This is a genomic window from Streptomyces orinoci (assembly GCF_003121295.1).
Lineage (GTDB): Bacteria > Actinomycetota > Actinomycetes > Streptomycetales > Streptomycetaceae > Streptomyces > Streptomyces orinoci.
In genome coordinates this window covers 17,410-42,421 of sequence record NZ_PHNC01000009.1, presented here as the reverse complement: position 1 = coordinate 42,421, position 25,012 = coordinate 17,410, and the positions used below count along the sequence as shown (strand labels likewise).

At 69.6% G+C, this 25,012-nt stretch carries 25 protein-coding genes and 2 pseudogenes; 11 read left to right on the top strand and 16 right to left on the bottom strand.

Going from position 1 to position 25,012, the window contains the following annotated elements; translation table 11 throughout:
- Positions 1 to 6: 6 nt before the first annotated feature.
- Both CV755_RS06990 and CV755_RS06985 read right to left on the bottom strand, forming a co-directional pair.
- Positions 7 to 483, bottom strand: coding sequence for a (2Fe-2S)-binding protein (locus tag CV755_RS06990; protein WP_109279306.1), 477 nt, complete (start codon positions 481 to 483; stop codon positions 7 to 9).
- A 12-nt stretch (positions 484 to 495) separates the two neighbouring features.
- Complete coding sequence (locus CV755_RS06985; RefSeq protein ID WP_422070513.1) at positions 496 to 2,844, bottom strand: xanthine dehydrogenase family protein molybdopterin-binding subunit; 2,349 nt, start codon at positions 2,842 to 2,844, stop codon at positions 496 to 498.
- Positions 2,845 to 3,015: 171 nt separating this feature from the next.
- Between CV755_RS06985 and CV755_RS34535 the strand changes: the two genes are divergently transcribed.
- Together CV755_RS34535 and CV755_RS06980 are read left to right on the top strand one after the other, a co-directional pair.
- Positions 3,016 to 3,156: a hypothetical protein gene (locus tag CV755_RS34535; protein ID WP_161968608.1), complete on the top strand. Its 141-nt coding sequence runs from the start codon at positions 3,016 to 3,018 to the stop codon at positions 3,154 to 3,156.
- Entirely contained in the window at positions 3,156 to 4,394 is a 1,239-nt protein-coding gene (locus CV755_RS06980) for an XdhC family protein (RefSeq protein WP_109279304.1), read from the top strand. The genes CV755_RS34535 and CV755_RS06980 overlap by 1 nt, the downstream gene beginning before the upstream one ends.
- Before the next feature lie 143 nt (positions 4,395 to 4,537).
- Here CV755_RS06980 and CV755_RS37345 read toward each other — a convergent pair.
- The 10 genes and pseudogenes from CV755_RS37345 to CV755_RS34070 all read right to left on the bottom strand — a co-directional run.
- Positions 4,538 to 4,663 (bottom strand): annotated as a pseudogene (locus CV755_RS37345) (carboxylate-amine ligase); the annotation flags it as partial.
- Positions 4,664 to 5,138: 475 nt separating this feature from the next.
- Positions 5,139 to 6,323 carry an acyl-CoA dehydrogenase family protein gene (locus CV755_RS06975; RefSeq protein WP_109279303.1) on the bottom strand — a complete coding sequence of 395 codons (1,185 nt, stop codon included), beginning with the start codon at positions 6,321 to 6,323 and terminating at the stop codon, positions 5,139 to 5,141.
- A 21-nt stretch (positions 6,324 to 6,344) separates the two neighbouring features.
- Positions 6,345 to 7,274 (bottom strand): 3-hydroxyacyl-CoA dehydrogenase NAD-binding domain-containing protein, encoded by a 930-nt coding sequence (locus tag CV755_RS06970; RefSeq protein ID WP_109279302.1) that lies wholly within the window; start codon positions 7,272 to 7,274, stop codon positions 6,345 to 6,347.
- The gene (locus tag CV755_RS06965) at positions 7,271 to 8,026 is read right to left on the bottom strand and encodes an acetoacetate decarboxylase (protein ID WP_109279301.1); all 756 of its coding nucleotides are present in this window, start codon (positions 8,024 to 8,026) and stop codon (positions 7,271 to 7,273) included. The genes CV755_RS06970 and CV755_RS06965 overlap by 4 nt, the downstream gene beginning before the upstream one ends.
- On the bottom strand, positions 8,023 to 8,787 hold the full coding sequence (locus CV755_RS06960; protein ID WP_109279300.1) for a crotonase/enoyl-CoA hydratase family protein: 765 nt from the start codon (positions 8,785 to 8,787) through the stop codon (positions 8,023 to 8,025). The genes CV755_RS06965 and CV755_RS06960 overlap by 4 nt, the downstream gene beginning before the upstream one ends.
- Positions 8,784 to 9,974 carry a CaiB/BaiF CoA transferase family protein gene (locus tag CV755_RS06955; RefSeq protein WP_109279364.1) on the bottom strand — a complete coding sequence of 397 codons (1,191 nt, stop codon included), beginning with the start codon at positions 9,972 to 9,974 and terminating at the stop codon, positions 8,784 to 8,786. Before CV755_RS06955 ends, CV755_RS06960 begins: the two co-directional genes overlap by 4 nt.
- Before the next feature lie 126 nt (positions 9,975 to 10,100).
- Positions 10,101 to 10,994 carry a LysR family transcriptional regulator gene (locus tag CV755_RS06950; protein ID WP_109279299.1) on the bottom strand — a complete coding sequence of 298 codons (894 nt, stop codon included), beginning with the start codon at positions 10,992 to 10,994 and terminating at the stop codon, positions 10,101 to 10,103.
- 22 nt (positions 10,995 to 11,016) lie between these two features.
- Positions 11,017 to 12,159, bottom strand: a complete 1,143-nt coding sequence (locus tag CV755_RS06945; RefSeq protein ID WP_109279298.1) for an ABC transporter substrate-binding protein — start codon at positions 12,157 to 12,159, stop codon at positions 11,017 to 11,019.
- An 84-nt stretch (positions 12,160 to 12,243) separates the two neighbouring features.
- Positions 12,244 to 12,764, bottom strand: a pseudogene (locus CV755_RS06940) (glycosyl hydrolase family 65 domain-containing protein); the annotation flags it as partial.
- A gap of 144 nt (positions 12,765 to 12,908) precedes the next feature.
- The gene (locus CV755_RS34070; protein WP_153068597.1) at positions 12,909 to 13,157 is read right to left on the bottom strand and encodes a hypothetical protein; all 249 of its coding nucleotides are present in this window, start codon (positions 13,155 to 13,157) and stop codon (positions 12,909 to 12,911) included.
- A gap of 753 nt (positions 13,158 to 13,910) precedes the next feature.
- Between CV755_RS34070 and gndA the strand changes: the two genes are divergently transcribed.
- The 3 genes from gndA to CV755_RS06925 all read left to right on the top strand — a co-directional run bounded on the left by gndA (position 13,911) and on the right by CV755_RS06925 (position 17,407).
- The gene (gndA, locus tag CV755_RS06935; RefSeq protein ID WP_109279297.1) at positions 13,911 to 15,371 is read left to right on the top strand and encodes an NADP-dependent phosphogluconate dehydrogenase; all 1,461 of its coding nucleotides are present in this window, start codon (positions 13,911 to 13,913) and stop codon (positions 15,369 to 15,371) included.
- 40 nt (positions 15,372 to 15,411) lie between these two features.
- Positions 15,412 to 16,599: a MalY/PatB family protein gene (locus CV755_RS06930; protein WP_109279296.1), complete on the top strand. Its 1,188-nt coding sequence runs from the start codon at positions 15,412 to 15,414 to the stop codon at positions 16,597 to 16,599.
- Between the two features lie 181 nt (positions 16,600 to 16,780).
- Positions 16,781 to 17,407, top strand: a complete 627-nt coding sequence (locus CV755_RS06925; protein WP_109279295.1) for a 50S ribosomal protein L25/general stress protein Ctc — start codon at positions 16,781 to 16,783, stop codon at positions 17,405 to 17,407.
- Between the two features lie 167 nt (positions 17,408 to 17,574).
- Here CV755_RS06925 and CV755_RS06920 read toward each other — a convergent pair whose 3' ends face one another.
- Complete coding sequence (locus CV755_RS06920; protein ID WP_109279294.1) at positions 17,575 to 17,850, bottom strand: helix-turn-helix domain-containing protein; 276 nt, start codon at positions 17,848 to 17,850, stop codon at positions 17,575 to 17,577.
- A 69-nt stretch (positions 17,851 to 17,919) separates the two neighbouring features.
- Here CV755_RS06920 and map point away from each other — a divergent pair, with 69 nt between their 5' ends.
- Entirely contained in the window at positions 17,920 to 18,687 is a 768-nt protein-coding gene (gene map, locus CV755_RS06915) for a type I methionyl aminopeptidase (protein WP_109279293.1), read from the top strand.
- 225 nt (positions 18,688 to 18,912) lie between these two features.
- Here map and CV755_RS06910 read toward each other — a convergent pair whose 3' ends face one another.
- The 3 genes from CV755_RS06910 to CV755_RS06900 are packed head-to-tail and all read right to left on the bottom strand — an operon-like array spanning position 18,913 to position 20,416.
- Entirely contained in the window at positions 18,913 to 19,377 is a 465-nt protein-coding gene (locus tag CV755_RS06910) for a GNAT family N-acetyltransferase (protein ID WP_109279292.1), read from the bottom strand.
- Between the two features lie 44 nt (positions 19,378 to 19,421).
- A complete protein-coding gene (locus CV755_RS06905; protein WP_109279291.1) occupies positions 19,422 to 20,156 on the bottom strand; it encodes a Mut7-C RNAse domain-containing protein in 735 nt (244 codons plus the stop codon).
- Between the two features lie 53 nt (positions 20,157 to 20,209).
- On the bottom strand, positions 20,210 to 20,416 hold the full coding sequence (locus CV755_RS06900; RefSeq protein WP_109279290.1) for a cold shock domain-containing protein: 207 nt from the start codon (positions 20,414 to 20,416) through the stop codon (positions 20,210 to 20,212).
- A 236-nt stretch (positions 20,417 to 20,652) separates the two neighbouring features.
- Here CV755_RS06900 and CV755_RS06895 point away from each other — a divergent pair, with 236 nt between their 5' ends.
- The 5 genes from CV755_RS06895 to CV755_RS06875 all read left to right on the top strand — a co-directional run bounded on the left by CV755_RS06895 (position 20,653) and on the right by CV755_RS06875 (position 24,947).
- Positions 20,653 to 21,048: a hypothetical protein gene (locus tag CV755_RS06895; protein ID WP_109279289.1), complete on the top strand. Its 396-nt coding sequence runs from the start codon at positions 20,653 to 20,655 to the stop codon at positions 21,046 to 21,048.
- Entirely contained in the window at positions 21,041 to 22,336 is a 1,296-nt protein-coding gene (locus CV755_RS06890) for an LCP family protein (RefSeq protein WP_109279288.1), read from the top strand. The genes CV755_RS06895 and CV755_RS06890 overlap by 8 nt, the downstream gene beginning before the upstream one ends.
- 61 nt (positions 22,337 to 22,397) lie before the next feature.
- On the top strand, positions 22,398 to 23,054 hold the full coding sequence (locus CV755_RS06885; RefSeq protein ID WP_109279287.1) for a transglycosylase SLT domain-containing protein: 657 nt from the start codon (positions 22,398 to 22,400) through the stop codon (positions 23,052 to 23,054).
- A 77-nt stretch (positions 23,055 to 23,131) separates the two neighbouring features.
- Positions 23,132 to 23,947: a Tellurium resistance gene (locus CV755_RS06880; RefSeq protein WP_109279286.1), complete on the top strand. Its 816-nt coding sequence runs from the start codon at positions 23,132 to 23,134 to the stop codon at positions 23,945 to 23,947.
- 100 nt (positions 23,948 to 24,047) lie between these two features.
- On the top strand, positions 24,048 to 24,947 hold the full coding sequence (locus tag CV755_RS06875) for a phosphotriesterase family protein (protein ID WP_109279285.1): 900 nt from the start codon (positions 24,048 to 24,050) through the stop codon (positions 24,945 to 24,947).
- Positions 24,948 to 25,012 lie beyond the last annotated feature (65 nt).

Below are 25,012 nucleotides of genomic sequence, written 5' to 3'. Positions count from 1 at the left end.
CACGCCCTAGAAGTGCTGTGCCCCCGCCATGATGGCCTCGCGGATGCGGTGGTAGGTGCCACAGCGGCAGACATTGCGGATCTCGTCCAGGTCGGCCTCGGTGATCTCACGCCCGGTGGCGCGGGCCTGTTTGACCTTGGCGACCGCGGCCATGATCTGGCCGGGCTGGCAGTAGCCGCACTGGGCGACGTCATGCTCCAGCCATGCCTCCTGCATGGGGTGCAGGTCCTTGCCGACGGTGGCGGGCAGCCCCTCGATGGTGGTGATCTCGTCGTCCGGCCGGATGCTCTTGACCGGCACGGAACAGGGGTTGAACGCCTTGCCGTTGATGTGGCTGGTGCATGCCTGGCAGACGCCGAGTCCGCAACCGTACTTCGGCCCGGTGACACCCAGGACGTCGCGCAGCACCCACAGCAGCCGCACATCGTCCTCGACGTCCACCGTGACGGGCTTGCCGTTGAGGATGAAGGTGTGTTCGGGCACGGTCGCTCGTTTCTAGTAGGCGCGGTCCAGGCCGTCGGCCGGCGATTGCGGGATCGGGGGGACGGTCGGCAGCGGCTCGAAGCCGAGCGGGCCGGAGTGGTTGACGGGAAACGTCGTCGGCATGGTGCCGGTGGCCGCGCCATAGGCGCAGGCGACCGCGGCCGAGGCGGCACCGACCGCCAACTCCCCTGCACCGCCCGGCTTTTCACTGCTCGGGGGCATGACCACGATATCCAGCTCGGGTGGGGTGTTCCACTGACGGGTGTAGAAGTAGTTGTCCCAGCTGCCCTCCAGGAACGCGCCGTCCTTGAGGTGCAGACCCGAGGTGAGGGTGAGGGCGATGCCGTCCATGATGCCGCCCATCATCTGGGCCTCAAGGCCCTTCGGATTGATGGCGAGGCCGACATCGACGGCGCAGACGACCCTGGTGACGCGCGGTCCGGTGCAGGCGTCGGGAACATGCCGGCCGGTGGTCTGCGGGCGGCAGTCGATCTCGGCGAGTACGGCGACGACTCCGTGGTACTCGGGGTGTACGGCGATGCCCTGCGCCATGCCGCTCGGCAACTCCCTGCCCCAGCCGCCCCGTTCCGCGACCTTGTCCAGGACGGCCCTGGCCCGGTCGTCCTTGATGAGCTGCCGGCGAAGGCCGAGACGGTCCTTGCCCATCTCGTCCGCGAGCCGGTCGAGAACGAGTTCCTGCGCGCACCGGACATTGGGCGAGTAGATGCCACGCATGCTGCCGGTGTTGAAGCCCTTGTCCACCTCGTTGAGGAATTGGGTGTGGAGGCCGAGGTCGTAGGGCGTCTGCTGGGTGAGCGTGAAGATGGTCTCGGAGAAGGCGAGATCGCCGACCGGCAGCTTGGCGGCCGACGCGGTGATGATCTCCCCGAGGCCATGGCCGAAGTCGGTGGACACGGAGGTGTGCCGCTGTTCGTAGGTGAGCACCTTGCCCAGCGCATGCGTGGCCCGTATGCGCGAGGTGGCCATCGGGTGCGTACGCCCCTGGCGGAACTCGTCGGTGCGGTGCCACATGAGCTTGACCGGCTTGCCCATCGCCCGGGAGATCTCGGCGGCTTCGAGGGCGGCGTCGAAGAACAGCTTGCGGCCGAACGAGCCGCCGCCCTCGGTGACATGCACCGTGACCGCACCCGGCGGCAGCCCCAGCTTCGCCGCGATCTTCTCCTTGGCGACGATCGGTGACTTCAGGGATGCCCAGATCTCGGCCCGGTCCTGCCGTACATCGGCCACGGCGCAGTTGGGCTCCAACGCACTGTTGCTGGCGAAGTGGAAGGTGAAGGTGGCCTCGACGGTCTTGGCCAGCACATGCAACGGCGGTACTGCCAGGGGGACTTCCGCCGCCTTCAGCTCGCGCAGGACCGTCTCATCGGATTCCCCTTCCGCCGTCCCGGGTCCCCAGGCCACCTTGAGCGCGCGTACCGCGTCGATGCACTGGCCGAAGGTCCGGGCGCGTACCGCCACGCCCGTGGAGATGACCGCGACATCGGTGACGCCGGGCATCGCCCGTACCGCGTCGAGGTTCTGTACGGACCGCACGGTGCCGTTGACCGTGGGCGGCCGGCACACCATGGCCGGGAATGCGCCCGGCACCTGCAGGTCCATGGCGAACTTCTTGCGGCCCGTGACGCTCGCCAGCGCGTCGATCCGGTTGCGCGGGGTGCCGATGACCGAGAAGGCGGAGCGTGGTTTGAGGTCGGCGGCGACCCTTACGGTCTTCAGGGCGGCGGCCTTCTCCGCGAGCGAACCGTAGGTCGCGCTCCGGCCATTGGGGGCGGTGACCACACCTGCCTTGACGGTCAGCGTGGACATCTCGGCGTCCAGCACTTCGGCCGCGGTCTCCAGCAGGCGCTTTCTGGCGATCGCGGCGGCGACGCGGACCGGAGTGTAGGTGGAGATGGTGGCGTTGGAGCCGCCGGTGAGCTGGTTGAAGAGCAGTTCGGGGCGCGCGTCGGCGAGGGTGACGCGGATCTTCTCCAGTGGCAGGTCCAGTTCCTCGGCTATCAGCATCGCGGTGGAGGTGGTGATGCCCTGGCCCACCTCGGCACGCGGCAGGGCGAACGAGGCCGTGCCGTCGGCGTGTACCTCGATGGTGATGAAGCCGGACGTCGGCAGCGCCGCGTCTGTGAGCATGTCGTTGAAGTCGAACAACTTGGTCAGCTCGGGGAGCGAGGCGGGCGCGGCGTGTGCCGGCGCGGTGCCGGCCGCCGCTTCGCCCAGCTGGGCGGCGACGGCGAGGGTCGGCGCCGCCAGGAGATAGCCGAGGAACCTGCGACGGCCGACCCCCGCGTGGGGGTGCGGGGCGGCTTCGTCCTGCTCCTGCGGCAGACGATTGTGACCGTCCATCATCTGTCCTCTCACGGAGCATGGTTGATCAACCTACCGGATGGTAGCGAAGGCATGCGCACGACAGAAGCCAGGGATTCTGCTCGGCCAGGACCCCTCCTGGCCCGCTGGGGTAACGGTTGACCGACCAGGCGGGCGCCTGTAAAGATCAAGTGACCTGTGGTGTCGTCGATGTCGAAGCACCCAGTGATGGAGGAAATCGTCGATCCGCAGACCGCGCAGTTGCGCAACGCGTCCTTCACCCACCGTCTCATCGTCGTGGCTGCCGTCCGCCGGGCCATGGGCCGCCCGGCCGGCCACCAGGGGCACTGATGCTGGATATCGCGGACGAGTTGCGGGCATGGTGCGTGGAGGGGCGCGAATTCGCCGTCGCCACCGTGGTTGCCACCCAGGGAAGTGCTCCCCGTCCGCCCGGAGCCGCCCTCGCCGTCGATGCCGAGGGCATGGCGATCGGCTCGGTCTCGGGTGGGTGTGTGGAAGCGGCTGTGTACGAGTCGTGCCGTACGGCGATCAGAACCGGCGAAGCCACCGTCGAGCGCTTCGGCTACAGCGATGAGGACGCCTTCGCCGCCGGGCTGACCTGCGGCGGATCCATCGAGATACTGGTCGCGCCGGTCCGCGCGACGGCCCCCGACCGGGAAGTGGTCGCGACCGCCGTGGCGGCGGCCGCGGGCGGTGAGCCCGCGGCCATGGTGCGCGTGGTCGATGGCCCCGGCGAACAGCTGGGGCGCACTCTCCTCATCCGGGCCGACGGCACGCTCACCGGTTCCCTCGGCGGCAGCCCCGCGGCCGACCGGACCGTGGCCGAGGCGGCACGCCGGATGCTTGATGAGGGCTACACCGGCGCCCTGGACATGGGAGCCGAAGACACAGGGAGCGGCCAGGCCGTCAGGGTCCTGATAGAGACAAGTAACCCAGCACCACGTCTGATCATCTTTGGAGCGATCGATTTCGCTTCCGCCCTGGCGCAGTTGGGAAAGTTCCTCGGCTACCACGTCACCGTCTGCGATGCCCGTGCGGTCTTCGCCACGGCGGAACGGTTTCCTCAAGCGGATGAAGTCGTGGTTGACTGGCCACATCGATACCTTGAGGCGCAACGTCTCGACGGCCGGACGGTTCTCTGCGTACTGACCCACGATGTCAAATTCGACATTCCGCTGCTGACCTACGCCCTCCAACTTCCGGTCGCCTATGTGGGAGCCATGGGCTCCCGGCGAACCCATTTCGACCGGGTCCGACTGCTGCGCGAGGCCGGGGTCTCCGAGGAGCAACTGGCGCGGCTCCGCTCGCCGATCGGGCTCGACCTCGGTGCCCGCACCCCGGAGGAAACGGCTCTGTCCATCGCCGCCCAGATCGTCGCCGACCTGCGCGGCGGCACGGGGGTTCCGCTCAGCGGGGGGCTGCTGCCCATTCATCACGATCGGCCCGGCACTGGGATCAACGCCCCGGCGGTCGCCAAGTCCCCGGCGTCGCAAGGGCTGTACAAATCCGGGACGCTGTTTCCGGTCGGTGGCGCAATACCTCCCTTGACGCGCCCGCCTCTTCGGTAAATCGTGTGACCGCTGCGCCGGCAGGGGGAAGCGACGCAGGTCAGCGAGGTAATCCTGCCAGTCAGGCGAGTTGAGGCGCCGACGGAGCGAGGACCTGTGCGACGAGGTCGTCGACGGTCAATGCCGCATCGAACGACGCGGATTTCCAGGGTGGGCAGATGATGGGAGGGACGGATGTCCCAGTAGATGCCCGCCAGGTCGAGGATGGTGCCGGTACCGATGAGGGCGCCGACCAGTTTGTCGTAGTGCTGGAGCGAGGCGAAGTACGGCGGTGGCCCGCTGACCGATCACCGGCGGTGCGCCGGTGGGAGCCGGCACAGGTCCGCCGCTGGACACGATCCGGACCCCGTGCTCGGCGGCGGCCCGGGCCAACTGCACGCGGGTACGCGTACAGTTGCCCGGCAAGGTCAGCGAGTTCGATGTGCGGGTCGGTGCGCGCCTCGACCTGATAACACGTCAGTTCAGTCCCCACGAGCCCGCCCAGCTCGAGAGCGGCCGTGGCGATGACTTCCTCGGCACAGGGAGCCGGCATCCGGGAGTCCGGGTCGGCCAGGAGAAATTCCTCCTCAACCCCTACGGTGAGACGCGAGTTGCTCGAGGAGCCGACGAGGCAGGTCACCCCGTTCTCACCACCGTTCCCATGACGTCAGCAGGCCAGGGTCACTTGTGGCAGCTTCCGCAAGCGTGTGAGCGGGCTTCGGCCGGCCGCCACCGGTGATACCGCTCACGGCCCACAGTCACTCGTCACGCAAAGGCACTGTGGCCGGTGATGGACTTGCCGACGATGAGGGTGTTCATCTCCCGGCTGCCCTCGAAGGAGTAGACGGCCTCGGCATCGGCGAAGAACTTGGCGATCTCGTAATCGAGAACGATGCCGTTTCCGCCGAAAAGTTCACGTGCCCAGGCGACGCATTCGCGCATCCGGGTGGTGGTGAACGCCTTGGCGAGGGCGGCCTGTTCGGCGCTGCCACGCCCCGCGGCGACGAGCTGGCTGAGCCGGACGACCATGCCGAACATGGCGGTGATATTGCCGAGCATCTTCACCAGCAGGTCCTGGATCAGCTGGAAGGAGCCGATGGGCCTGCCGAACTGCTCGCGGGTGACGGCGTATTCGCGGGCGAGCTCGTAGGAGCGTACGGCCACTGCCAGCGCCTGCCAGGCCACCCCGCCCCGTGTGCGCGCGAGGACGGCGGCGGTGTCGCGGAAGCTGTTGACGCCCTGCAGGCGGTTGGCCTCGGGGACCCGTACGTCGTCGAGGGTGATGTCGGCGTTCTGCACGGTCCGCAGCGCGATCTTGCCTTCGATCCTGGTGGCGGTGAAACCGGGGGTGCCCTTCTCCACCACAAAGCCCTTGACCTGGTCATCGGCCGTGTCGCGGGCCCAGACCACGACGAGGTCGGCGAAGGTGCCGTTGCCGATCCACCGCTTGGCGCCGTTGAGGACCCAAGTGCCGCCCTCGCGCCGGGCGGTGGTGCGCATGCCGCCCGCGACGTCGGAGCCGCCCTCGGGCTCGGTCAGGGCGAAGGCGCCGATCTTCTTCATCGCTGCCATGTCCGGCAGCCAGCGGTCGCGCTGTTCCTGGCTTCCGCCGCCATAAATGCTGCCCATCGCCAGTCCGGTGTGGACTCCGGAGAACACCGCCAACGACGGGTCAACGCGGTTGAGTTCCAGGGTGAGGAAGCCGGAGAACAGTTCGCTGCGAGGGCGGCCGTCACCGTATTCGGGATAGGTGTATCCGGCCAGCTGAAGCTTGGCCATCTTCTCGATCACTTCGAAGGGGAATTCCGCCCGGTCCCAGGCGGCATTGGCCAGCGGCTTGATCTCGCTTTCCAAGTAGTCGCGAATGGCGGCAAGTTCGGCCCGTTCGGCGTCGCTGAGCAGTTCGGCGAAGCCGAAGAAATCGGGGGTGGGGTTGGCGGGCTTGGGCATCGATGACTCCTTATGTGCGATTCAGTCGTGTTCGGCCTGGCGCAACGCCGCATCCAGCGCGAGTTGTTTGCGGTCACGGAGCGTGGCGCGCTGCCGGTACGCCTCGGGCCCGCTGCCGTACGCGGCCTCGGTCTGGCTCACGAGCGTGGCGATGGCATCGGCGTCCAGCTCCGGGTGGCCGAGGCGCTGCCAGCCCTCGGCGAGGCCGGGGCCCAGGTGCCGCATCATGTGCCGGATGCCGCCCGGGCCGCCGCCGAGGTGGAAGCTCTCGAAGGGGCCGACGGCCGCGTAACGGCCGCCCAGCGACGACCGCATAAGCGTGTCGAGTTCCCCGGCGTCGACCACACCGTTGAGGACGAGATGGATCGCCTCCTGGAGTACCGCGCCCTGCAGCCGGTTGGCCGCGAATCCGGGGAGCTCCTTGTGCAGCCGCACCGGTGTCCTGCCCAGCGCCCGGTAGAAGGCGATGGCCGTCTCCACGGTCCGCTCCGAGGTGCGCTCGCCCGGCACGATCTCCACGAGCGGGACGATGTGCGGAGGGTTGAAGGGGTGCGCGACCAGCAGCCGCGCGGCGGCCTCGTCCGGAAGCCGCTCGGCGATCCGGGTGGCGACGATGCCGGAGCTCGAGGTGGCGAGCACCGCGTCGGCCGGGGCGTGAAGGACGATGCCGGCGAAGAGCCGCTGCTTGAACTCCAGCTTCTCCGGCCCGTTTTCCTGCACAAGCCGCGCTTCGGCCACGGCCTCGGCCAGGTCATGGGTGGTACGGATCCGGCCGCGCAGCTCCGCCACGTCGCTGCCGGGCAGCCCGGCGGCGAGCATCGGCAGCGCCTCGTCGACTGCCTCGTCCAGGTCCTCGCGCGGATCGGTGATGGTCACGTCGTTGCCGTACGCGGCGAACAGTGCGGCCCACGCGAGGCCGATGGTGCCGGCACCGACGACAGCGGTGGTCATGATGCTTCCTCCTCGGTCAGGTAGTTGTGCACGGGCACGGCCCGGTCCAGCGTGAGATCCGTGACGATGTGACTCGCCGAGACGATCTCGCGCACCGGCAGATCCGCCAGCGGCGCCAGCACATGCGCGAAGAGCTGCAACCGCGCGGGCCCGGTATGGGCCTCCTTGACCACGAGGTCGGTGATCCGCGTACGGACGAGCTCGCAGACACGCGGGGTGCCGTCGTAGTCCGGAACGACCTTGAGCATGTACGTGGGCACGGCGATCTGCTCCTGGGCGAGTTCGGCGTCCAGCGGCTGGTGCTTGTAGCCCATCGTGGCGGTGGCCACGCGTACGCTCCCGTAGTCCAGCGTCCCGACGAGCGCGGCGTGGTCGGTGTACAGGGCGGGCGTGCCCATCGCCTTGGGGTAGGCGCTCACTTCGCGGCCCGCGGCGGTGGCGGCGAAGCTGTCCAGGTACATCGCGTGCAGATACTCGCCGCGCTCGTCCCCGTACCGCACCGGGATCGCCTGCCCGGCCTCGACGTACGGGCCGTAGGACGTGACGTCGCCCATCTTCATCACCTCGAACCGCACCAGCGGTTCGCCGGAGTCAACCTGCAACGGCTCGGGCACCACGGCCCGCAGCGCCTCGGGGTCGGTGCGGTAGACGATGCTGAGGTACTCGCGGTCCGTGAAGCGGACGGCGGCCGGGGCGTACGCGGGCGCTGTGGCGGGCGTGTTGAGGGTTCGCAGGACCTGTGCGCGGTTCACTGCCCTCTCCACTCCGGGGCGCGCTTCTCGGCGAAGGCACGTATCTCTTCGGCGAAGTCGGCCGAGCGCAGCAGCGCGCCGTTCTCGGCGGCCTGCACCACGAATGCCTCCGACTCCGGTATGCCGTCGGCGAGTTGTACCACCCTCTTCACCGCGGCCAGGGCCAGCGGCGCATTGGCCGCGATCTCCTCGGCGAGCTCCAGGGCGGTGTGCAGCGCCTGCCCGTCGGGGGTGAGGTGGTTCACGACGCCGAGTTCGCGGGCGCGTTCGGCGGTGACGGTACGGCCGGTCAGCAGCAGCTCCATCGCCAGGTGGTACGGGATGCGCTTGGGGAGCCGTACGACCCCGCCCCCGCCGGCGATCAGGCCGCGCTTGACCTCGGGGAGGGCGAAGCGGGCACCCTCGGCGGCGACCACCAGGTCGCAGGCCAGGGCGAGTTCGAAGCCGCCGCCCAGGGCGTAGCCCTCGACGGCCGCGATCAGCGGCTTGGCCGCACGGGCCTCGGTGAGCCCGGCGAAGCCCCTGCCGGACACGGTCATCTGCTCACCGCGGGCGGCGGCCTTGAGGTCCATGCCCGCGCAGAAGGTGCCGCCCGCGCCGGTGAGAACGCCCACGCGCAGGCCGGGTTCGGACTCCAGCAGATCGACGGCGGCGGCGATGCCCTCCGCAACCTCGGCGTTCACGGCATTGCGGGCCCGCGGCCGGTCGATCGTGACGACGAGGACGCTGCCGACGGTGTCCATGCGGACGGTGCTGTTCATCGCCGCACCTCACCGCGGGCGAGCTCGCCGAGCACCTCGTCGGTGTGCTGGCCGGGCAGCGGCGCGTGCCGGCGCACCGAGGCCGGGGTGGCGGAGAACACCAGCGGTATGCCGACCACCCGGTAGGCGCCCTCGCTGGGGTGCTCGGCGACATCCAGCAGGTGGCCTCCCTGCACATACGGATCCTCGGCGGCCTCGTCGAGCCGCAGCACGGGGCCGAAGGGAATGCTGTGCTTGGCGCACACCTCCGCCCATTGCGCGGTGGTCAGCTCGGGCGTGACCGTCTCCAGCAATTCGGCCAAGTCCTCGCCGTCGCGCGCGGAGTCGATGAACTCGCCGTTGACGCGCGGGTCCTCGGCCAGGTCGGGGCGTCCGGCCGCCGCGAACAGGTCACGGAAGTTCTGCGGGCTGTACGGGATGACCATCGCCAGGCCGTCCTTGGTCGGGCGGGCCCGGTGCCCCTTGTTCATGGACAGCGGGAAGCCGGTCGGTCCCATCGGCGGCTCGAAGATGCGGCCCTGCAGATGCTCGACGAGGTTGAACGCCAGCATCGTGTCCACCATGGGCACTTCGATGCGCTGTCCGCGGCCGGTGGCGCGCTGGTGGACCAGGGCCGCCAGCGCCGCGTAAACGATCGTCAGCGCGGCGACCTTGTCGCCGAAGATGCTCGGCAGCACGACGGGCGCCCCCACGTCGCCCGCGCGCTGAGCCAGGTCCAGCAGCCCGGAGGCGGCCTGCACGGTCTCGTCGTACGCGGCCAGCCGGGCCCGGTCGGAGTCCGGACGGAACCCTTGCGCGTGGACGTGGACGAGGCGGGGGTTGGCGGCGGCGAGGCTGTCGTGGTCCATGCCCAGGCGGCGCAGGGCGTCGATGCGCATGTTGGTGATCAGGATGTCGGCGGTGCCGATGAGCTCAAGGGCCTTGGCGTGCTCGCTCTCGTCCTTGAGGTCGAGCGTCACGCTGCGCTTGTTGCGGTTGACGTTGAGATTCAGGGGGGTCATGCCGGGCGTACGGTGCAGTGCGCCGACCCGTACGGTGTCGTTCGGCGACTCGATCTTGATGACGTCGGCGCCGAGATCGCCGAGGATCTGGGCGGCATACGGCCCCATCACCACCGTGGCCATATCGATGACGCGTACTCCGGCCAATGGGCCGCCCCATGCGCCTGTTTCTGCTGCGGATTCCATCACCACTCCCTCTTCCGGGGAATTCCCGGGGATTCCCGGGTCGCATGGAAAACGCTAGTCCGGCGCGGTGGCGGAACCCAAGCGATCAGTGACACCGATGCACGAACAACGGTGTGACCGCAGCGGTCACGCCAAGAACGCAGCCGCCGCTTCCCGCACCAGACCGTGCAAATCACCGTCCGGCTCGGCCCGGTCCCGGCGCCAGACCAGGCCGGTCGCCATGGCGGGCGAGAAGTCCTGGAAGGGCAGGACGACGCTCCCGCCCTCCCCTTCCTCCCGATCCCCCGCACTGAGCAACGTAATTGCGAAAACCGAACCGTTCGCCACGATCTCGCGTACGCTCGCGTAATCCCCGATATTGAGGTTGACCTCCTTGTGAATTCCCGCGGCTTTCAGACGCACCTTGATCTGGTCGAAATACGTGGGGAGCGTGCCGGGCGCGGAGGTCACATAGGTGTAGTCGGTGAGTTCGCTCAGCGACACTGCCCGCCGCCCGCGGAATGCGGCGGCGGGCAGCAGCGCGCCCAGCGGCTCGTGCAGCAGCTCCAGCACCTCGATCCCCTCGGCGTGCACGGGCAGATGCACCAGCGCCATGGCGAGGTCGCCGCGCTGTACGGCGTTCAGGAGATTCCCGCTGTTGCCGGGCCAGCGCTTGACGTCGTACTCCTCGGCGCAGCGCGCCTCGACCTGCGCGAGCCGCTCCCGCAGCCGCGGATGCAGGGCCGGCACCACGCCCACATACGCCGCCCGCCGCTCGGGCCCCAGGGCCCGGCGCAGCTGCCAGGGAATGTCGTCGAACCGTCCGAGGATGTCCTTCGCGATCGGCAGCAGCGCCGTGCCGGCCCGGGTCAGTGCCACGTGGTGCGAATCCCGGTCGAAGAGCCGCTGGTCGAGTTCTCGTTCCAGATCCCGTATCCGCTGGCTCAACGGCGAGGTGGCCATGTGCAGTTGGCGCGCGGCGCGGGAGAAGCTGAGGTTCTCGGCGACCGCCACGAAGTAGCGCAGGTGAAAGATCTCCACTGCCGCACCCTAATAGGGAGCCTCAGTGGCCCTGGGTGCCGTTCTGGTCAACGGGGTACAGGCCGAGCCTGCCCTCGGGGTCGGCCGGGTCGGTGCCCTTGACGTCGCCGACGTAGAGGCTGACGCGGGCCTTGTAGCGGTCGAGGGCGGCGCGGTCGCTCATGAACTTGCCGAGGCCGAGCGGGTTCATGTTCTGGTAGTCGAAGATGCCCTTGCGGCCGGCCGGGGCAGGGACGTCGGTACGGGCGCTCCAGCCGTAGGCGTGCTGCTGGTACTGCTTCGACAGGATCCAGCTCATATACAGCTTGGCGGCGGCCTTGTGCGGGGCGTCCTTGAGGATGGCGCCGGTCTGCGGCCACGCGACCCAGGGCGACTTCTCGGGGATGCTCGTCTTCGACAGGCCGCTGGAGCTGCCCGAGCTGGCGAAGTTCGCCACGTAGCCGTCCTTGCCGACCTGGGCGGCGGCGTCGGCGGTGCCGCGGACGAACTTGGGGTTCTGGGCGCGCAGCTTCTTCAGGTAGTCGAAGCCGTACTTGTCGGTGAGCTGCTTGAAGTAGTAGAGGACGGCGTCGTCGTCATTGGGATAGGTGAAGACGAGCTTGTTCTTGTACTCGGGCTTGAGGAAGTCCTTGGCCTCGACAGGGGCGTTGCTGCCGAGCGTCGTCGCGGTGACGTTGGCGAAACCGATGAAGTACAGGCCGGTGTAGTAGCCGTCCTTGTCCTTGATCTTGTCGTAGACCTTGTTCCAGCCGACCGGCTTGTACTTCTCCAGGGCCCCTTCCTTCTTCCAGCGCGGGAAGTCGTCGAGGGTCTGGAGATGGACGACGTCGGCCACGACCTTGTGCTCGGCTATCTGGTTGTCGAGACGCGCATCATGGTTCTTGCTGAAGTCGACGACGGTGTCAACCTTCATCTTCGGGAACTGCTTGACGAACGCGTTCTTGAGGTAGTCGGCCTGCCCCGGCTTGTCGCCGCCTGCATAGACGACCAGACGGCCGCCCTCGGCCACGGCCTCCTTGTACAGCTTCTGCAACTGCGCGTCCTCGCTCGCACTCTGCGACGCGGGGCGGGCGGAGGGGGCGGCGGCGGCAGCGATGGTGGCACCGCTCGTAGCGAGCACACCTACTGCGACGGCCACGGCCCATGCCTTGCGGGTGGACTTCACGGCAACTCCTTCTTGAAGTTTCAAGTAGTGCTCACACCCTACGTTCTTGAATGTTCAATAAAAATAAAGTGGCGCACGCCACACTCAATCCGACAGCACCAACGTGCTGGTCTCCCCCGGCGGGACGGTGACCGAACGCCCTCTCAGGACGACCCTGAGCGCGGACTCCTCCGAGTCCGGCACGCTGATCGTCAGCCGGTCACCGCACACGCGCACCCCGATCCCCCAGTGGCCGCGGTAGCGGATCGTGAAGCCGAACTCGGAGAGCTGAGGGTGGAACCGTGACCAGTCCGCCGAAGGTAGTAGCCGGCCGTACGGCGCCATGTCCCGTCGGTGAGTTCGTACCCCAAACTGCCGGAACAGCGCGGACAGTTCGGCGAGCGAGAAGAGGTAGCCGAGCATCAGCACGTCCGCCTGCCTCGATGCCTGGTAGCGGTTTATTGAGTCGCCCTCGGCCCCCAGGATGCGGTCCAACCGCCTGATGTCGCCGTAGTGTTCGCGACGGGCGTCCCGTCCAGCTCGGCCGGTTCCCCGTAGCCATCGAACTGGCTGATGCCGCCCCGGTGGAAGGGCACGTGCAGGCGACGGGAGGTCTCCTCCCAGCGTGGTGCCGCGGCGAGGATCGCCTCGTCGGTGGAGTGGGCGTCGGGGGTCCGACGACGACAGCCGGACACAGCTGATCGTGAAGGGCAGGCTCTCCCGGGGCGTCCAGCCGGTACGGTCACGCAGACGCCCACAATGCACCAGGGTCAGGCGCCACCTTGTGCGCCGGGGAACTTGCCCTGAAGTTCGGCAACGAGTTCGTTCAACTTGGCGATCATCCCAGCCGACAGGCCGGCACGCCTCGCCGGGGAAGCGAAGGTTTTGGTGCCGGTGCGCAGCGCTCGGACGTCGTCCGCCGTTGCGACGGTCGTGCTGGCCTGCTCGTTGATGGCCCGTGCAATCTCCGCATCGGTCGGGGAAGCCTGGCCGAAGCAGGCATTTCCCCGCAGAGGCAACTGCCCGCCACGATCAACCTTGGTGGCCCGCGTGTGCCTTCGCGTGGCTGGGGCTTTCAGGCGTTGATCGACGGCCTGAGGGAAGCCGGCCTGTCTCCCCTGGAATTCACGGCGTACGTACCCGAGGGATACTCCCTGTCGGCGGCGAGCCGAACGCCCCGGCCCAGGGGCCTCGATGACGTCGATGCCTTGCGACAGCAGATATCTGGACAGGGCCGCCCATAGGTGCCGGACCCCTCTACTCCTGCACACCGAACGACACCTGACTGGGGTGACCATTACGCGAGTTGACAGTATCCGGTCGCGCTGGCCGGGCAGCTCTCAATGGCCAGAGTCTTCCCCGTCATCGAAATCACGACAGCCACGTGAACATCTCGGTGCGTATCAACCCTAAGAATCACCTCGCCTGCAACCGGAGAAGGGCGATCAACGGAATGAACAACGTCAAGATCACGCAAACGGCCGGGCGATATCCGTAGCGCCAATCCGGGACCCGAACCCCCGGCAGGCGAGTTGCGCACCCACGTCCCACCTTGTCCAAGTCGCACAATCCAGTCACGAGAATGGCGGCTCCCATTGAGAGGCGAAAGTGACAGATCAAAGCCCACCCCAGCGTGCACCCGGCCGCCTTCGCGCGCCCCGTGCAACGATAGCCGGGCGACGTCCAGCTGCCCGAAGGAAAGATCTTCGAGCTCTTCAACGTTGACACCTCATACAAGTCTTCGACGCACGTGACAGGAGTGGAAGACCGCAATGCCCAGCACCCCCACCCCTCACCCCACCGCCCACATCGGCGTCACCGGCCTCGCCGTCATGGGCAGCAACCTCGCCCGGAACTTCGCCCGGCACGGCCATACCGTCGCCGTGCACAACCGCACAACGGCCCGTACCAAGGCCCTCATTGACGAGCACGGCCACGAAGGAAACTTCGTCCCCGCCGAGACTCCCGAGGAGTTCGTCGCCTCCCTCATCAAACCCCGCCGCCTGATCATCATGGTCAAGGCCGGCGACCCCACCGACGCCGTCATCGACGAGTTCGCACCCCTCCTCGACGAAGGCGACATGATCGTCGATGGCGGCAATGCCCACTTCCACGACACCCTCCGCCGCGAGAAGGCACTCCGCGAACGCGGCATCCACTTCGTCGGCACCGGCATCTCCGGCGGTGAGGAAGGCGCGCTCAACGGGCCGTCCATCATGCCCGGCGGATCCGCCGAATCCTACAAAGCACTTGGCCCGCTGCTCGAATCGATCGCGGCCAAGGCCCCGGACGGCAGCCCCTGTTGCACCCACATCGGCCCCGACGCCGCCGGACACTTCGTCAAGATGGTGCACAACGGCATTGAGTACGCCGATATGCAGCTGATCGCCGAGGCGTACCACCTGCTGCGCGCGGTCGCGGGATATGAGCCGGGCCGGATCGCCGAGACCTTCCGTAGCTGGAACACCGGGCGGCTGGACTCCTATCTGATCGGGATCACCGCCGAGGTGCTGGCGCATACCGATGCCGCCACCGGGAGGCCGTTCGTGGATGTGGTGGCGGACGCGGCGGAGCAGAAGGGGACCGGGCGGTGGACGGTGCAGACGGCGCTGGATCTCGGGGTGCCGGTGTCGGGGATCGCGGAGGCCGTGTTCGCCCGGTCGCTGTCCGGGCACACCGATCTGCGGGAGGCCGCGGCCGGGCTGCCCGGACCGGCGGCCGGCGGGCTGTCGCCGGAGGCGGCCGAGGAGTTCGCGGACCGGGTGGAGGCGGCGCTGTACGCCTCGAAGGTGGTCTCCTACGCGCAGGGCTGGAACATGATGGCCGCGGCGAGCTCCGAATACGGCTGGAACCTGGACCTGGGCGCCATGGCCGCCATCTGGCGTGGCGGCTGCATCATCCGGGCCGCCTTCCTGGACCGGATCCGCGGCGCCTACCGCGCCGACCCCGCCCTGCCCTCGCTGCTGGCGGACCGCAGGTTCGCGGACGAGCTGGGCCGGGCGCAGGACGCCTGGCGGGCGGTGGTGACCACGGCGGCCGGGCACGGCGTGCCCACCCCCGGCTTCGCCGCCGCCCTGGCCTACTACGACTCGCTGCGGGCCGAGCGGCTCCCGGCCGCGCTGACCCAGGCCCAGCGCGACTTCTTCGGCGCGCACACCTATCGCCGGGTGGACGCCGGGGGTTCGTACCACACCCGCTGGAGCGGCGACCGGGGCGAGGAGCGCACCGGCTGACCCCGGGCCGGGACGGCCGCGGGGGCGCACACTGGGTGTCATGTCCTGTGAAGAGGAGCACCCGGATTCCGCGGAGAAGGCACCGCTGCGGCGGCTGTCCCTGACCGAGCTGCGCCGCCGCACCAGCGCCAAATGGCGCGAATACCCGCCGGATGTACTGCCGTTGTGGGTGGCGGAGATGGATGTGCCGCTGCCCGCACCGGTGGTGCGGGCGGTGACCGAGGCGGTCAGGCGCGGCGACACCGGCTATGCGACCGGGGAGGGTTATGCCGCGGCGCTGGACGGCTTCGCCCGCCGCAGATGGGGCTGGAACGGGGTGGTCGCCGAACGCACCACGGTGGTGCCGGATGTGATGCAGGGCATCGTGGAGGTGCTCAAGCTGGTGACCGGGCCGGGAGACACGGTGGTGGTCAACTCCCCGGTGTACCCGCCGTTTTACTCATTTGTGCAGCATATGGACCGGCGGGTGGTGGAGGCTCCGCTGGGCGACGGCCACCGGATCGACCCGGCGTCCCTGGAGCGGGCCTTCCGGCGGGCCGTGGCCGGCGGGCGGCGCGCGGCCCATCTGCTGTGCAGTCCGCACAACCCCACCGGCACCGTGCACACCCGGCAGGAGCTGGCCGAGGTGGCCGCCCTGGCGAACACCTATGGGGTTCGGGTGGTCGCCGATGAGATACACGCACCGCTGGTGCTGCCCGGTGCCGAGTTCGTGCCCTATCTCTCGGTGCCGGGTGCGGAGCGCGCCTTCGCCCTGCTGTCCGCGTCCAAGGCCTGGCATCTGGCCGGGCTGAAGGCGGCGGTGGCGGTCGCCGGGCCGGGCGCGGCCGAGGATTTGCGGCGGATACCGCCCGAAGTCAGCCATGGACCAAGCCACTTGGGGGTGATCGCGCACACCGCGGCACTGGCGCACTGTGACGACTGGCTGGACGGGGTACTGGCCGGGCTGGACGAGAACCGGCGGCTGCTCGCCGAGCTGGTGCGCCGGCGGCTGCCGGGCATCCGCCACCGCCCGCCGCAGGGCACCTATCTGGCCTGGCTGGACTGCCGGACCGGCGGCCTGGGCGAGGATCCGGCGGCGGTGTTCCTGGAACGCGGCCGGGTGGCGCTGACCGACGGCGCCGGCTTCGGCACCGGTGGCGCCGGACACGTCCGGCTGAATCTGGCGACCTCACCGGAGGTGCTGACCGAGGCGGTGGAGCGGATGGCGGCGGTCCTCGGCCCGGCCTGACGGCCCCGGCCGCGACCCCGCGCTTCTCGCCGGGCCGGGCACCGGGGCCGGGCACCGGGGCCGCCGGTCCGGGTTGCGCCGTACAGAGCAATGGCGGATCGCGGCGCTCCCCGGCCGGTTACACCAGGTCTGTCAGGGCCGGCCCACGGCCACTGGACCTGGAAGGACGAGGAGTGCAGTCATGGCCGAGGTCAAGCTGTCCGCCGAGGTACGCAAGGAGTTCGGCAAGGGCGCCGCGCGCCGCATCCGCCGGGACGACAAGGTGCCCGCCGTCATCTACGGGCATGGTGCCGAGCCAAAGCATGTGGTCGTCGAGGGCCATGCGCTGTGGATGGCCCTGAAGACGCCGAATGTACTGATCCGGCTGGATATCCAGGGCGAGAAGAACGAGCTCTGCATTCCCAAGGAGGTGCAGCGCGACCCATTGAAGGGCTTTCTGGTCCATGCGGACCTGCTGGCCGTGAAGCGGGGCGAGAAGGTGACCGTCGAGGTACCGGTGCACACCGAGGGAGACCTGGCCCCCGGCGGCAATCTGCTGGAGTACATCCTCAACGCCCTTCCGGTGGAGACCGAGGCGACCCACATTCCGGAGGCGGTCACGGTGTCCATCGAGGGCCTGGAGGCCGGGCACACGGTGCAGGCCGGGGACATCCCGCTGCCGCGCGGCACCGAACTGGCCGTGGAGCCGGACACCGCCGTGCTGCAGGTGGTGGCCGCCCAGGCCGAAGAGGTGCCCGAGGAGGAGGAAGAGGAGGCCGCCGAGGAGCGGGCGGAGGCTCCGGCCGAGGCCCCGGCAGCGGAGTCCTGAGCGCTTTCCCGGCACGTACGGGCCGGTGCCCCCTCGGGAGCGGGGTTCCCGGCCCGTAAGTGTGTGCGTGAGTGCCATCCGTACGTGCCTTGGCGCCCGTACGCGCGTGGGCACCCACCCCCGTGCAGTGCCCCCCACCCGTGCGGCCCAAGCGCCACGCACACCGCTCAGGCGGACAGCGCCGCCCGGTCGTGCTCCGCTTCGCGGTCGCAGACGGCGGCCAGCTCGTCCAGGGATACGCCCAGTACCGAGGCCAGGGCGGCCACCGTGAAGAAGGCCGGGGTGGGCGCCCGGCCCGTCTCGATCTTGCGCAGGGTCTCCGCGGACACTCCGGCCGCCGCGGCGACCTCCACCATGCTGCGCTCGCCCCGGGCCTGCCGCAGCAGGGTGCCGAAGAGCTCGCCGCGCCGTCGTTCCTCGGGAGTCAGAGGGGTCCTCACCATGCGGGCAATACTAATCCCGTGATACAAATACCGGTATAAGAATGGGAACGAGCAGGGGGTGCCGACGGCATGGTGGAACTGAAGACGGCCGCACAGATCGAGGCGATGCGCGAGGCCGGGCGGATCGTGGCCCAGGCCCTGGCCGAGGTCGAGAAGGCGGCCCAAGTGGGGGTGCGGCTGAGGGAGTTGGACGAGGTGGCCCGCGAGGTACTGGACAGCTGCGGGGCGGACTCGCCCTTCCTCGGCTACCGTCCGTCCTTCGCACCCACCCCGTTCCCCGGGGTGATCTGCACCTCGGTCAATGACGCCGTGGTGCACGGGATACCGGACGGCTACCGGCTGCGCGACGGCGATCTGCTGAGCGTGGACTGCGGCGCCCGGCTCGACGGCTGGACCGGCGACGCGGCCGTCAGCTTTGTGGTCGGTACGCCCCGGCCGGGCGACCTTGAGCTGATCGAGACCACCCGGCGCGCCCTGGAGGCGGGCATTACCGCCGCCCTCCCCGGCAATCGGATGGGCGACATCTCCGCCGCCATCGCCGCGGTGGCCGGCGCGGCCCGCTGCGGAATGCCCGCCGACTTCGGCGGCCATGGCATCGGCCGCCATATGCACGAGGACCCGCCGGTTCCCAACCGGGGCCGCCCGGGCCGGGGTTACCCGCTGCGGCCCGGACTGGTACTGGCCATCGAGCCCATGCTGATGGCCGGGGGCGGCGACAACTACCGTACGGCGCCCGACGGTTGGACCCTGGTCACCCGGGACGGCAGCCGGGCCGCTCATATCGAGCACACGGTGGCCATCACGGAGGACGGCCCCCGGGTCCTCACCCTGGCCTAGGAGCGGTTGGCCGGGCGGTGGCGTCCGTTCCGACCGCTGGAGGTGGGGCGGCCGAGCCCGTACGGGTGCGCAGACCGACCGGGAGGGAGGGGCACCAGCTGCGACAGGTCTCGCCGTCTGCCTGCGCCGGGTGCACGGACGCGTCGTCCTCGCCGGTCGGGGATCAGGCCCACCGCAGGCTCCTGCCGGGCGAGGCAGGGCAAGCCCGACCGCCTGCCGAACGGCCTACCGCCGCGTCCAGCGAAGCGTCATATCGGGCAGGTTCTCCATGTTGCGATCACCATCGTTGGTGTCGAGGACGGTGAAACCGTGGCTCTCGTAGAAGGCGCGGGCATCGGTGTTCTGCTGAAAGACACGCAGGCACACCCCGTCAGGACTGTGCCACCTGACCTCATCGAGCAGTAGCGTGCCGACTCCCTGCCGGCGGACGTCCGGGCGCAGATAGAGGTGTTCGAGCCTGCCGCCGTCGAGGGCCGCATAGCCGATGATCTCCGCATCACGCACCGCGACCCATGTGCGGCACCGCTTGAGCAGGACGTCCTGGACCCATCCGGTCACCTGCTCATGACTGCGCTGCTGCGGGGGCAGGTAGGGCATGGCCGCCGACCGAGAGGCCATATGGATGCGCGCGATCACGGCCGCGTCCGCTTCCTCCGCGAACCGGATCCGAGTTGTGCCGCCGTTGCTCACCCGGGGAGCCTACAAGCCCGGCAACGGCTCCGCGCAATACCCGTTCAGACCCCCACCCCGCCGAACTCCCTTACCGCCTCCGCCACAATGCCCTCCAGCCGCGCATGATGCGCACCCCGCCAGTACACCCGCTCGCACACCGTGCACTGGGCGAAGACGTCATAGCTGCGCCGGGTGCCGCGCTCCAGCAGCTCCCCCACCGAGTCCTTGTCCGCTTCGCGGAGTTCGCCGTTGCAGGCCGTACAGCGGGTCCAGGGCGCCAGCCGCGGGGTGAACCGGCCCAGGACATCGCGCAGTTGCTCGTCCGGCCGGTCGCTGTAGACATAGGCGCCCGCCCAGATCTCCCGGCGCCGCAGCAGTCCCCGGTCGCGGGAGAGCAGCACCCGGCGCTCGGCGGCCGACCGGGCGGCGAGCGCCGGGTCGCCGATGTCCTCGCTCTCATAGGCCGCGTCCACGCCCAGCAGCCGCAACCGCCGGGCCAGCGTGCCCAGATGGACATCGAGCAGAAACCGCAGAGGTGCCCCCGGCACCCGCTGCGGACGCGCCACCGCGCGGACCTCCACCCTCTCCCCCGCGCCCGGCACATGGGACACCGGCACCGCCCTGCCGTCCACCAGCAGCGCGCCGACCTCGGTCAGCGGCACGCCCAGCGACTCCACCACATGCCCCAGCGAGGAGGCGCCGTCGGTGACCAGGGTCAGCTCTCCGGTCCGCCGCTCGGGAGCGGCGAAGAGCCGGAGGGCGGGGGCCAGAACGACGTGGATCTTCGGTCCGTTCACCTCTTCAGCATGCCATGTGCCCAGGCCGGGCCGCCGATCCGGTCGGGATGGGCCTATCCCAGGGGACGGACGTGTTCCGCGTGCACCTCTTCCCCCTCGGTCACCGCCACATAGGTCACCCGCATCCCCTCGGTCACAAAGGTGCCGCCCTCGATGGCTCCTCGCCGCACCAGCACCTCGCGCCCGTCGTCGCCATTGATATAGCCATAGCCTTTGGCCTGGTTGAACCAGCGGACCACGCCGCCGACCCGCTCACTCATTCCTTGTTCCTCCCGCCGGGCCCAACTCCCCTGCCGCAGCGGGTCATTCCCGCTGACCGGGGCGCGCACGCCCGGCGCGCACACCGGAAGGACACTTGCCGTATTGCGCAAGTGTGCAACCCCGGCCCCGGCCCATGCGTCCTCCAACAGGGGCCGCGATAGCCGCGCCGGAGGCGGGCAGGCGTACCGCCGGACAGAGCGAACCGGGTATGGAGCAGTGAAGCGAGGGCATCCGCATGACCGCACCACCGGCGGCCGTCACCGCCGCGATCGCGCTGGTTCCACCGGCCGTTGGCGGTGGTGTGGATCTGCTGACCGGCTCGGCGCACGCCTGGGGGCTGGCCCTGGGCGCGGTGCTGGCGGCGCTGTGGGCGACCGCCTTCGCGGCCGCGCACGGCGGGGTGAGCTGGGTGATTCCGCTCCCGCCGCTGGTGGTGTTCGCGGTGACGGCCGTCGGCTCACTGCTCTTCGCCGACGCCTCTCCGCTGCGTGGCGAGCCGCTGACGACGGCCGCGGCCCGCTGGGCGGTCCACAGCTTCCCGGTGATGGTGGCCGCCCAGTGCGCGGCGCTGGCCGTCCTGGTCCTGCGGGCCATCAGGACGCCGGGCGGCGGAGGGCACGGGCATGCGTGACACCCCCCGTCACACCCCCCGTCCTCCGGTGACGGCCAGGGTGGCGCGCGCCCTGCTGTGGGCCGCCTCCGCCCTGGTGCTGGTCGCCTGCGGGCTGACCTGGTTCACCTATCGCACCCTCACCGACGGGCTGACCACCTCCGACGCCCTCAACACCACGCGCCGGCACGCCCCCCGACATCCGGACAATTCGGTCAACCTGCTGCTGATCGGCCTGGATTCGCGCAAGGACATGGACGGCAACGACCTGCCCAGGGAGTTCGTCCAGGACCAACTGCACGCCGGTTCCAGCGAGATCGGCTACTACAACACCAACACGCTGATCCTGATGCACATTCCGGCGGACGACGGCCGGGCGACCGCCTTCTCGATACCCCGGGACGACTATGTGCAGACCCTGAACGGGGACGGCTCCCCGCAGGGCCATTACAAGATCAAGGAGGCGTACTCCTACGCCTACACCGCCGCCCACGACAGGCTCGACGCCCAGGGGATCAGGGGGGCCGAGCTGGAGCACCGCAGCCGGGAGGCGGGCCGGGCGGCGACCCTGCAGACCGTACAGCAGTTCCTGGGTGTTCCCATCGACCACTTCGCCGAGGTCAATCTGCTGGGTTTCTATGACATTGCCAAGGTGCTGCAGCCGGTCACGGTCTGCCTCAACCACCCGGTGCACGACCGCTATTCGGGGGCGGACTTCCCGGCCGGCGTCCAGGACCTCGACCCCCGGCAGGCGCTGGCCTTTGTCCGTCAGCGGCATGGCCTGGACAACGGCGACCTGGACCGTACCCACCGCCAGCAGGCGTTCCTCTCCTCGGTCACCCACCGGCTCAAGAGCCGGGGCGCCTTTGACGACCTGGGCCGGTTGCGGAAGCTGTTCGAGGTGCTGAAGAAGGATGTGGTGCTGGACAGCTCCTGGGACGTACTGGACTTCGCCCGGCAGGCGCCCGCCCTCACCGGCGGCCGGACCGACTTCCACACCCTGCCCATCACCGGCTTCGCCACCATCGGCGGGGAAGATGTCAACCTGGTCGATCCGGAACGGATCAGGGCGACGGTCCAGTCGATGATCGGACCGGAGGGCACCGCTCCGTCCCCCGGCGCAACGGACGGCACCACACCAGCCGCCACACCGTCCGCCACCGCACCATCCGCCGCCGTAACATCCGCCGCGCCGTCCGCCGCACCGGACGGCAAGGGGGGCCGCCCCGCCTCCGCGGTCGGCGGCCCGGGGCAGCGGGAGTTCGCCGGGCCCTCGGTGACCATGGGCGGGGTGCCCTGCGTGGACTGAGGTCGGGGATGATGGACCCCGGCATGCCGCACGCGCCGGACAGCCGGACAGGAGGAAGAACGTGAGGAAGACCCGGGGTACGGCCCGCCTGCTCGCGGTGGCGGCCGTGCTGACCGCCGGCTGCGCCACGGCGTGTTCCGGCGGTACCGGCGCCACGCACCCGGACGGCCGGCCGTCGTCCGCCGCCCCCGCCGCCCCTCGGCAGAGCGCCGCGGCGGACACCTCCAACCAGGACCCCGCGCACTACGCACCCCAGGTGATCAAGCACGCCCGGGAGGCCGGGGTCAGTCCGCGGCTGGTGATGGCGATCCTCTACAACGAGGACTACAAGCCGCACGATCCCTCCCTGGAGCGGTCCTGGCAGAAGATCAAGCCGGATTCCGCGTTCGGCATCGCCAATATGCACAAGGCGGCCTTCGACCAGACCAAGCAGGGCCGCTCCTTCGCCCACCGCGACTGGCAGGAACTGCCCGACGACCCCGATCTGGCGATCACCGCCGAGTCCTGGTTCCTGCACGACCTGGCCGCCCAGCTGCCCGCCCACTGGGCCGGTCCCTACACCAAGGACCAGCTGCTGGCGCTGGGTTACAACGCCGGTGCCGGGAACATGGCGGCCTTCGCCCGGGGCGCCACCCCCGGCAGCGCGGCCGGTTCCTATCTGGACCGCCTCAAGGAGAACTGGGACAAGGCCGGGAAGGCCGTGGCCCGGGCCGGCTGACCCGCTTCACCCATGTCCTGTCCGTCCGCCTCGCGTTGATCCTGCTGAACGCCGGATCCAGCGAAGGAGGAGGGCGGATGCGCCCACGAGTACGCACGCCCCGGCGCCCGGTGCCCGGCGGGCAGAGTACGGGCCCCGTGGTACGCAGCGAGGACGGGAGCAGCCTCTGGTCATACCTGGTGGGAAACGGCAACCGGCGCAGAGAGGCGCAACACGCCTTTGACTGGGCCACTCCGCACCACAAACGACTCTCCAAAACCCATCCCACCGACTGGCTCACCCATCACAGCACCACCGGTGGCACCTTGAGAGTCAATCTCACCTGGCGCATGCTGGGCAGCTCGAGTGTCCCGCGCAACTCCGGTTTGCTGCGCGCCCTGTTCTCCCCCTCCGCCGCCCAACTCCAGGCCCATGGGCAGCCGCTGGTGTCGGTCGATCTCGATCTCGCCTGTCTGTACGAGCTGATGGACGGCAGCAAGGGCGTGGTCCAGTCGCTGGGCGAGTTCCATGGGGACCTGTTCCATCCCCCGTATATCTCGCTCAGCGGGGACAACCGTTTCGGCGGGCCGACCGGGGAGACCCTGTACATCAACCTCGACCAGCGGGACGCCTTCCGCCGCATCCTGGTCTTTGTCTACAACTACGACTGCACTCCGGTGTTCGGCCGGATCGACAGCACCATCACCTTCTACCTGCCCGACGGCCACCAGTTCGCCATGGAGCTGGACGGCCATGATCCGCAGGCACGTTCCTGCGCGGTGGCCCTGATCGAGAACCGGGACGGCCATCTGACCGTGCACCGCGAGGCCACCTATGTCTATGGCTTCCAGTCGGACCTGGACCGGCTCTATGGCTGGGGGCTGCAGTGGGCGCGGGGCTACAAGAGCCCCTGAGCGGTTCCCGTTTCCCTCCCGAAGCCACGCCGTAACGCCTTGCGCGTTACGCCGATCCATGTAACGGTTGGCCCGTTACTAGATCATCCCGGGAGGCCCGATGAGCGCCGTGCGCACCGTACTTGGCGATGTCCCCGCCACCGAGCTGGGCATCACCAACGCCCATGACCACCTCTTCTTCCGCAGTGCCCGGCTGCCGGGGCAGGAGCTCGACGACCCGGACGCCGCCCTGGCCGAGCTGCGGGCCTTCGGTGAGCTGGGCGGCGGAACGGTCGTCCAGTGGACCCCGCGCGGGCTGGGCCGCCGGCTCACCGAGCTCGCCGAGGTGTCCCGGGCCGCCGGTGTGCGGGTGGTGGCCGCCACCGGGCTGCACCAGGCCGCGCACTACCGTCCCGAGCGGCCGGCCGGTGAACCGGCGCGGCTGGCCGAGCTGTTCATCGCGGACCTCACCACGGCGCCGGTCAGAGCCGGACTGATCAAGGTCGCCGGGGACTTCCACGGCCTCAGTCCCCATGCCCGCCGGGTGATGACGGCGGCCGCGCAGGCCCATCACGCCACCGGGGCGCCGATCGCCGTCCATCTGGAGCTGGGCACCGGTGCGTTGGACGTACTCGACCTGCTCTGCGGCCGGCTGGCGGTGCCGCCGCACCGGGTGATCCTGGGCCATCTGAGCCGCTCACCGGACACCGGGGCCCAGCGGGAGCTCGCCGGATCGGGCGCCTTCCTCGCCTTCGACGGCCCGTCACGCGCCCATCACGCCACCGACTGGCGGCTGTTGGACCAGCTGACCGCGCTGGCGGAGGCGGGTTACGCGGACCGGATCCTGATCGGCGGCGACACCACCACGGCGGCGGCGCGGGCGGCTTCGGGCGGCGGCCCCGGAATGCCTTATCTGCTGCGCAGACTGCTGCCGCGGCTGGCGGCGGAGCTGGGGACCGCCTTCACCGAACAGGTCTTCACCGGCAACCCGGCACGGGCGTTCGCGGCCGACTGGCGCTGAGCGCTCTGCTGGATACGAGGTGATGCGGCTGCCGGCGGTCGGTGGCTGGTCGCGCCCACGCGGCG

Coding starts and splice junctions, on each gene's coding strand:
- CV755_RS06980 (WP_109279304.1), top strand. CDS start 3,156: ATGCTGGATATCGCGGACGAGTTGCGGGCATGGTGCGTGGAGGGGCGC.
- CV755_RS06920 (WP_109279294.1), bottom strand. CDS start 17,850: ATGGTGAGGACCCCTCTGACTCCCGAGGAACGACGGCGCGGCGAGCTC.
- CV755_RS06975 (WP_109279303.1), bottom strand. CDS start 6,323: ATGCCCAAGCCCGCCAACCCCACCCCCGATTTCTTCGGCTTCGCCGAA.
- CV755_RS06880 (WP_109279286.1), top strand. CDS start 23,132: ATGCGCCCACGAGTACGCACGCCCCGGCGCCCGGTGCCCGGCGGGCAG.
- CV755_RS06970 (WP_109279302.1), bottom strand. CDS start 7,274: ATGACCACCGCTGTCGTCGGTGCCGGCACCATCGGCCTCGCGTGGGCC.
- CV755_RS34535 (WP_161968608.1), top strand. CDS start 3,016: ATGTCGAAGCACCCAGTGATGGAGGAAATCGTCGATCCGCAGACCGCG.
- CV755_RS06960 (WP_109279300.1), bottom strand. CDS start 8,787: ATGAACAGCACCGTCCGCATGGACACCGTCGGCAGCGTCCTCGTCGTC.
- CV755_RS06930 (WP_109279296.1), top strand. CDS start 15,412: ATGTCCTGTGAAGAGGAGCACCCGGATTCCGCGGAGAAGGCACCGCTG.
- CV755_RS06875 (WP_109279285.1), top strand. CDS start 24,048: ATGAGCGCCGTGCGCACCGTACTTGGCGATGTCCCCGCCACCGAGCTG.
- gndA (WP_109279297.1), top strand. CDS start 13,911: ATGCCCAGCACCCCCACCCCTCACCCCACCGCCCACATCGGCGTCACC.
- CV755_RS06890 (WP_109279288.1), top strand. CDS start 21,041: ATGCGTGACACCCCCCGTCACACCCCCCGTCCTCCGGTGACGGCCAGG.
- CV755_RS06925 (WP_109279295.1), top strand. CDS start 16,781: ATGGCCGAGGTCAAGCTGTCCGCCGAGGTACGCAAGGAGTTCGGCAAG.
- CV755_RS06895 (WP_109279289.1), top strand. CDS start 20,653: ATGACCGCACCACCGGCGGCCGTCACCGCCGCGATCGCGCTGGTTCCA.
- CV755_RS06900 (WP_109279290.1), bottom strand. CDS start 20,416: ATGAGTGAGCGGGTCGGCGGCGTGGTCCGCTGGTTCAACCAGGCCAAA.
- CV755_RS06985 (WP_422070513.1), bottom strand. CDS start 2,844: ATGGACGGTCACAATCGTCTGCCGCAGGAGCAGGACGAAGCCGCCCCG.
- map (WP_109279293.1), top strand. CDS start 17,920: ATGGTGGAACTGAAGACGGCCGCACAGATCGAGGCGATGCGCGAGGCC.
- CV755_RS06955 (WP_109279364.1), bottom strand. CDS start 9,974: ATGGAATCCGCAGCAGAAACAGGCGCATGGGGCGGCCCATTGGCCGGA.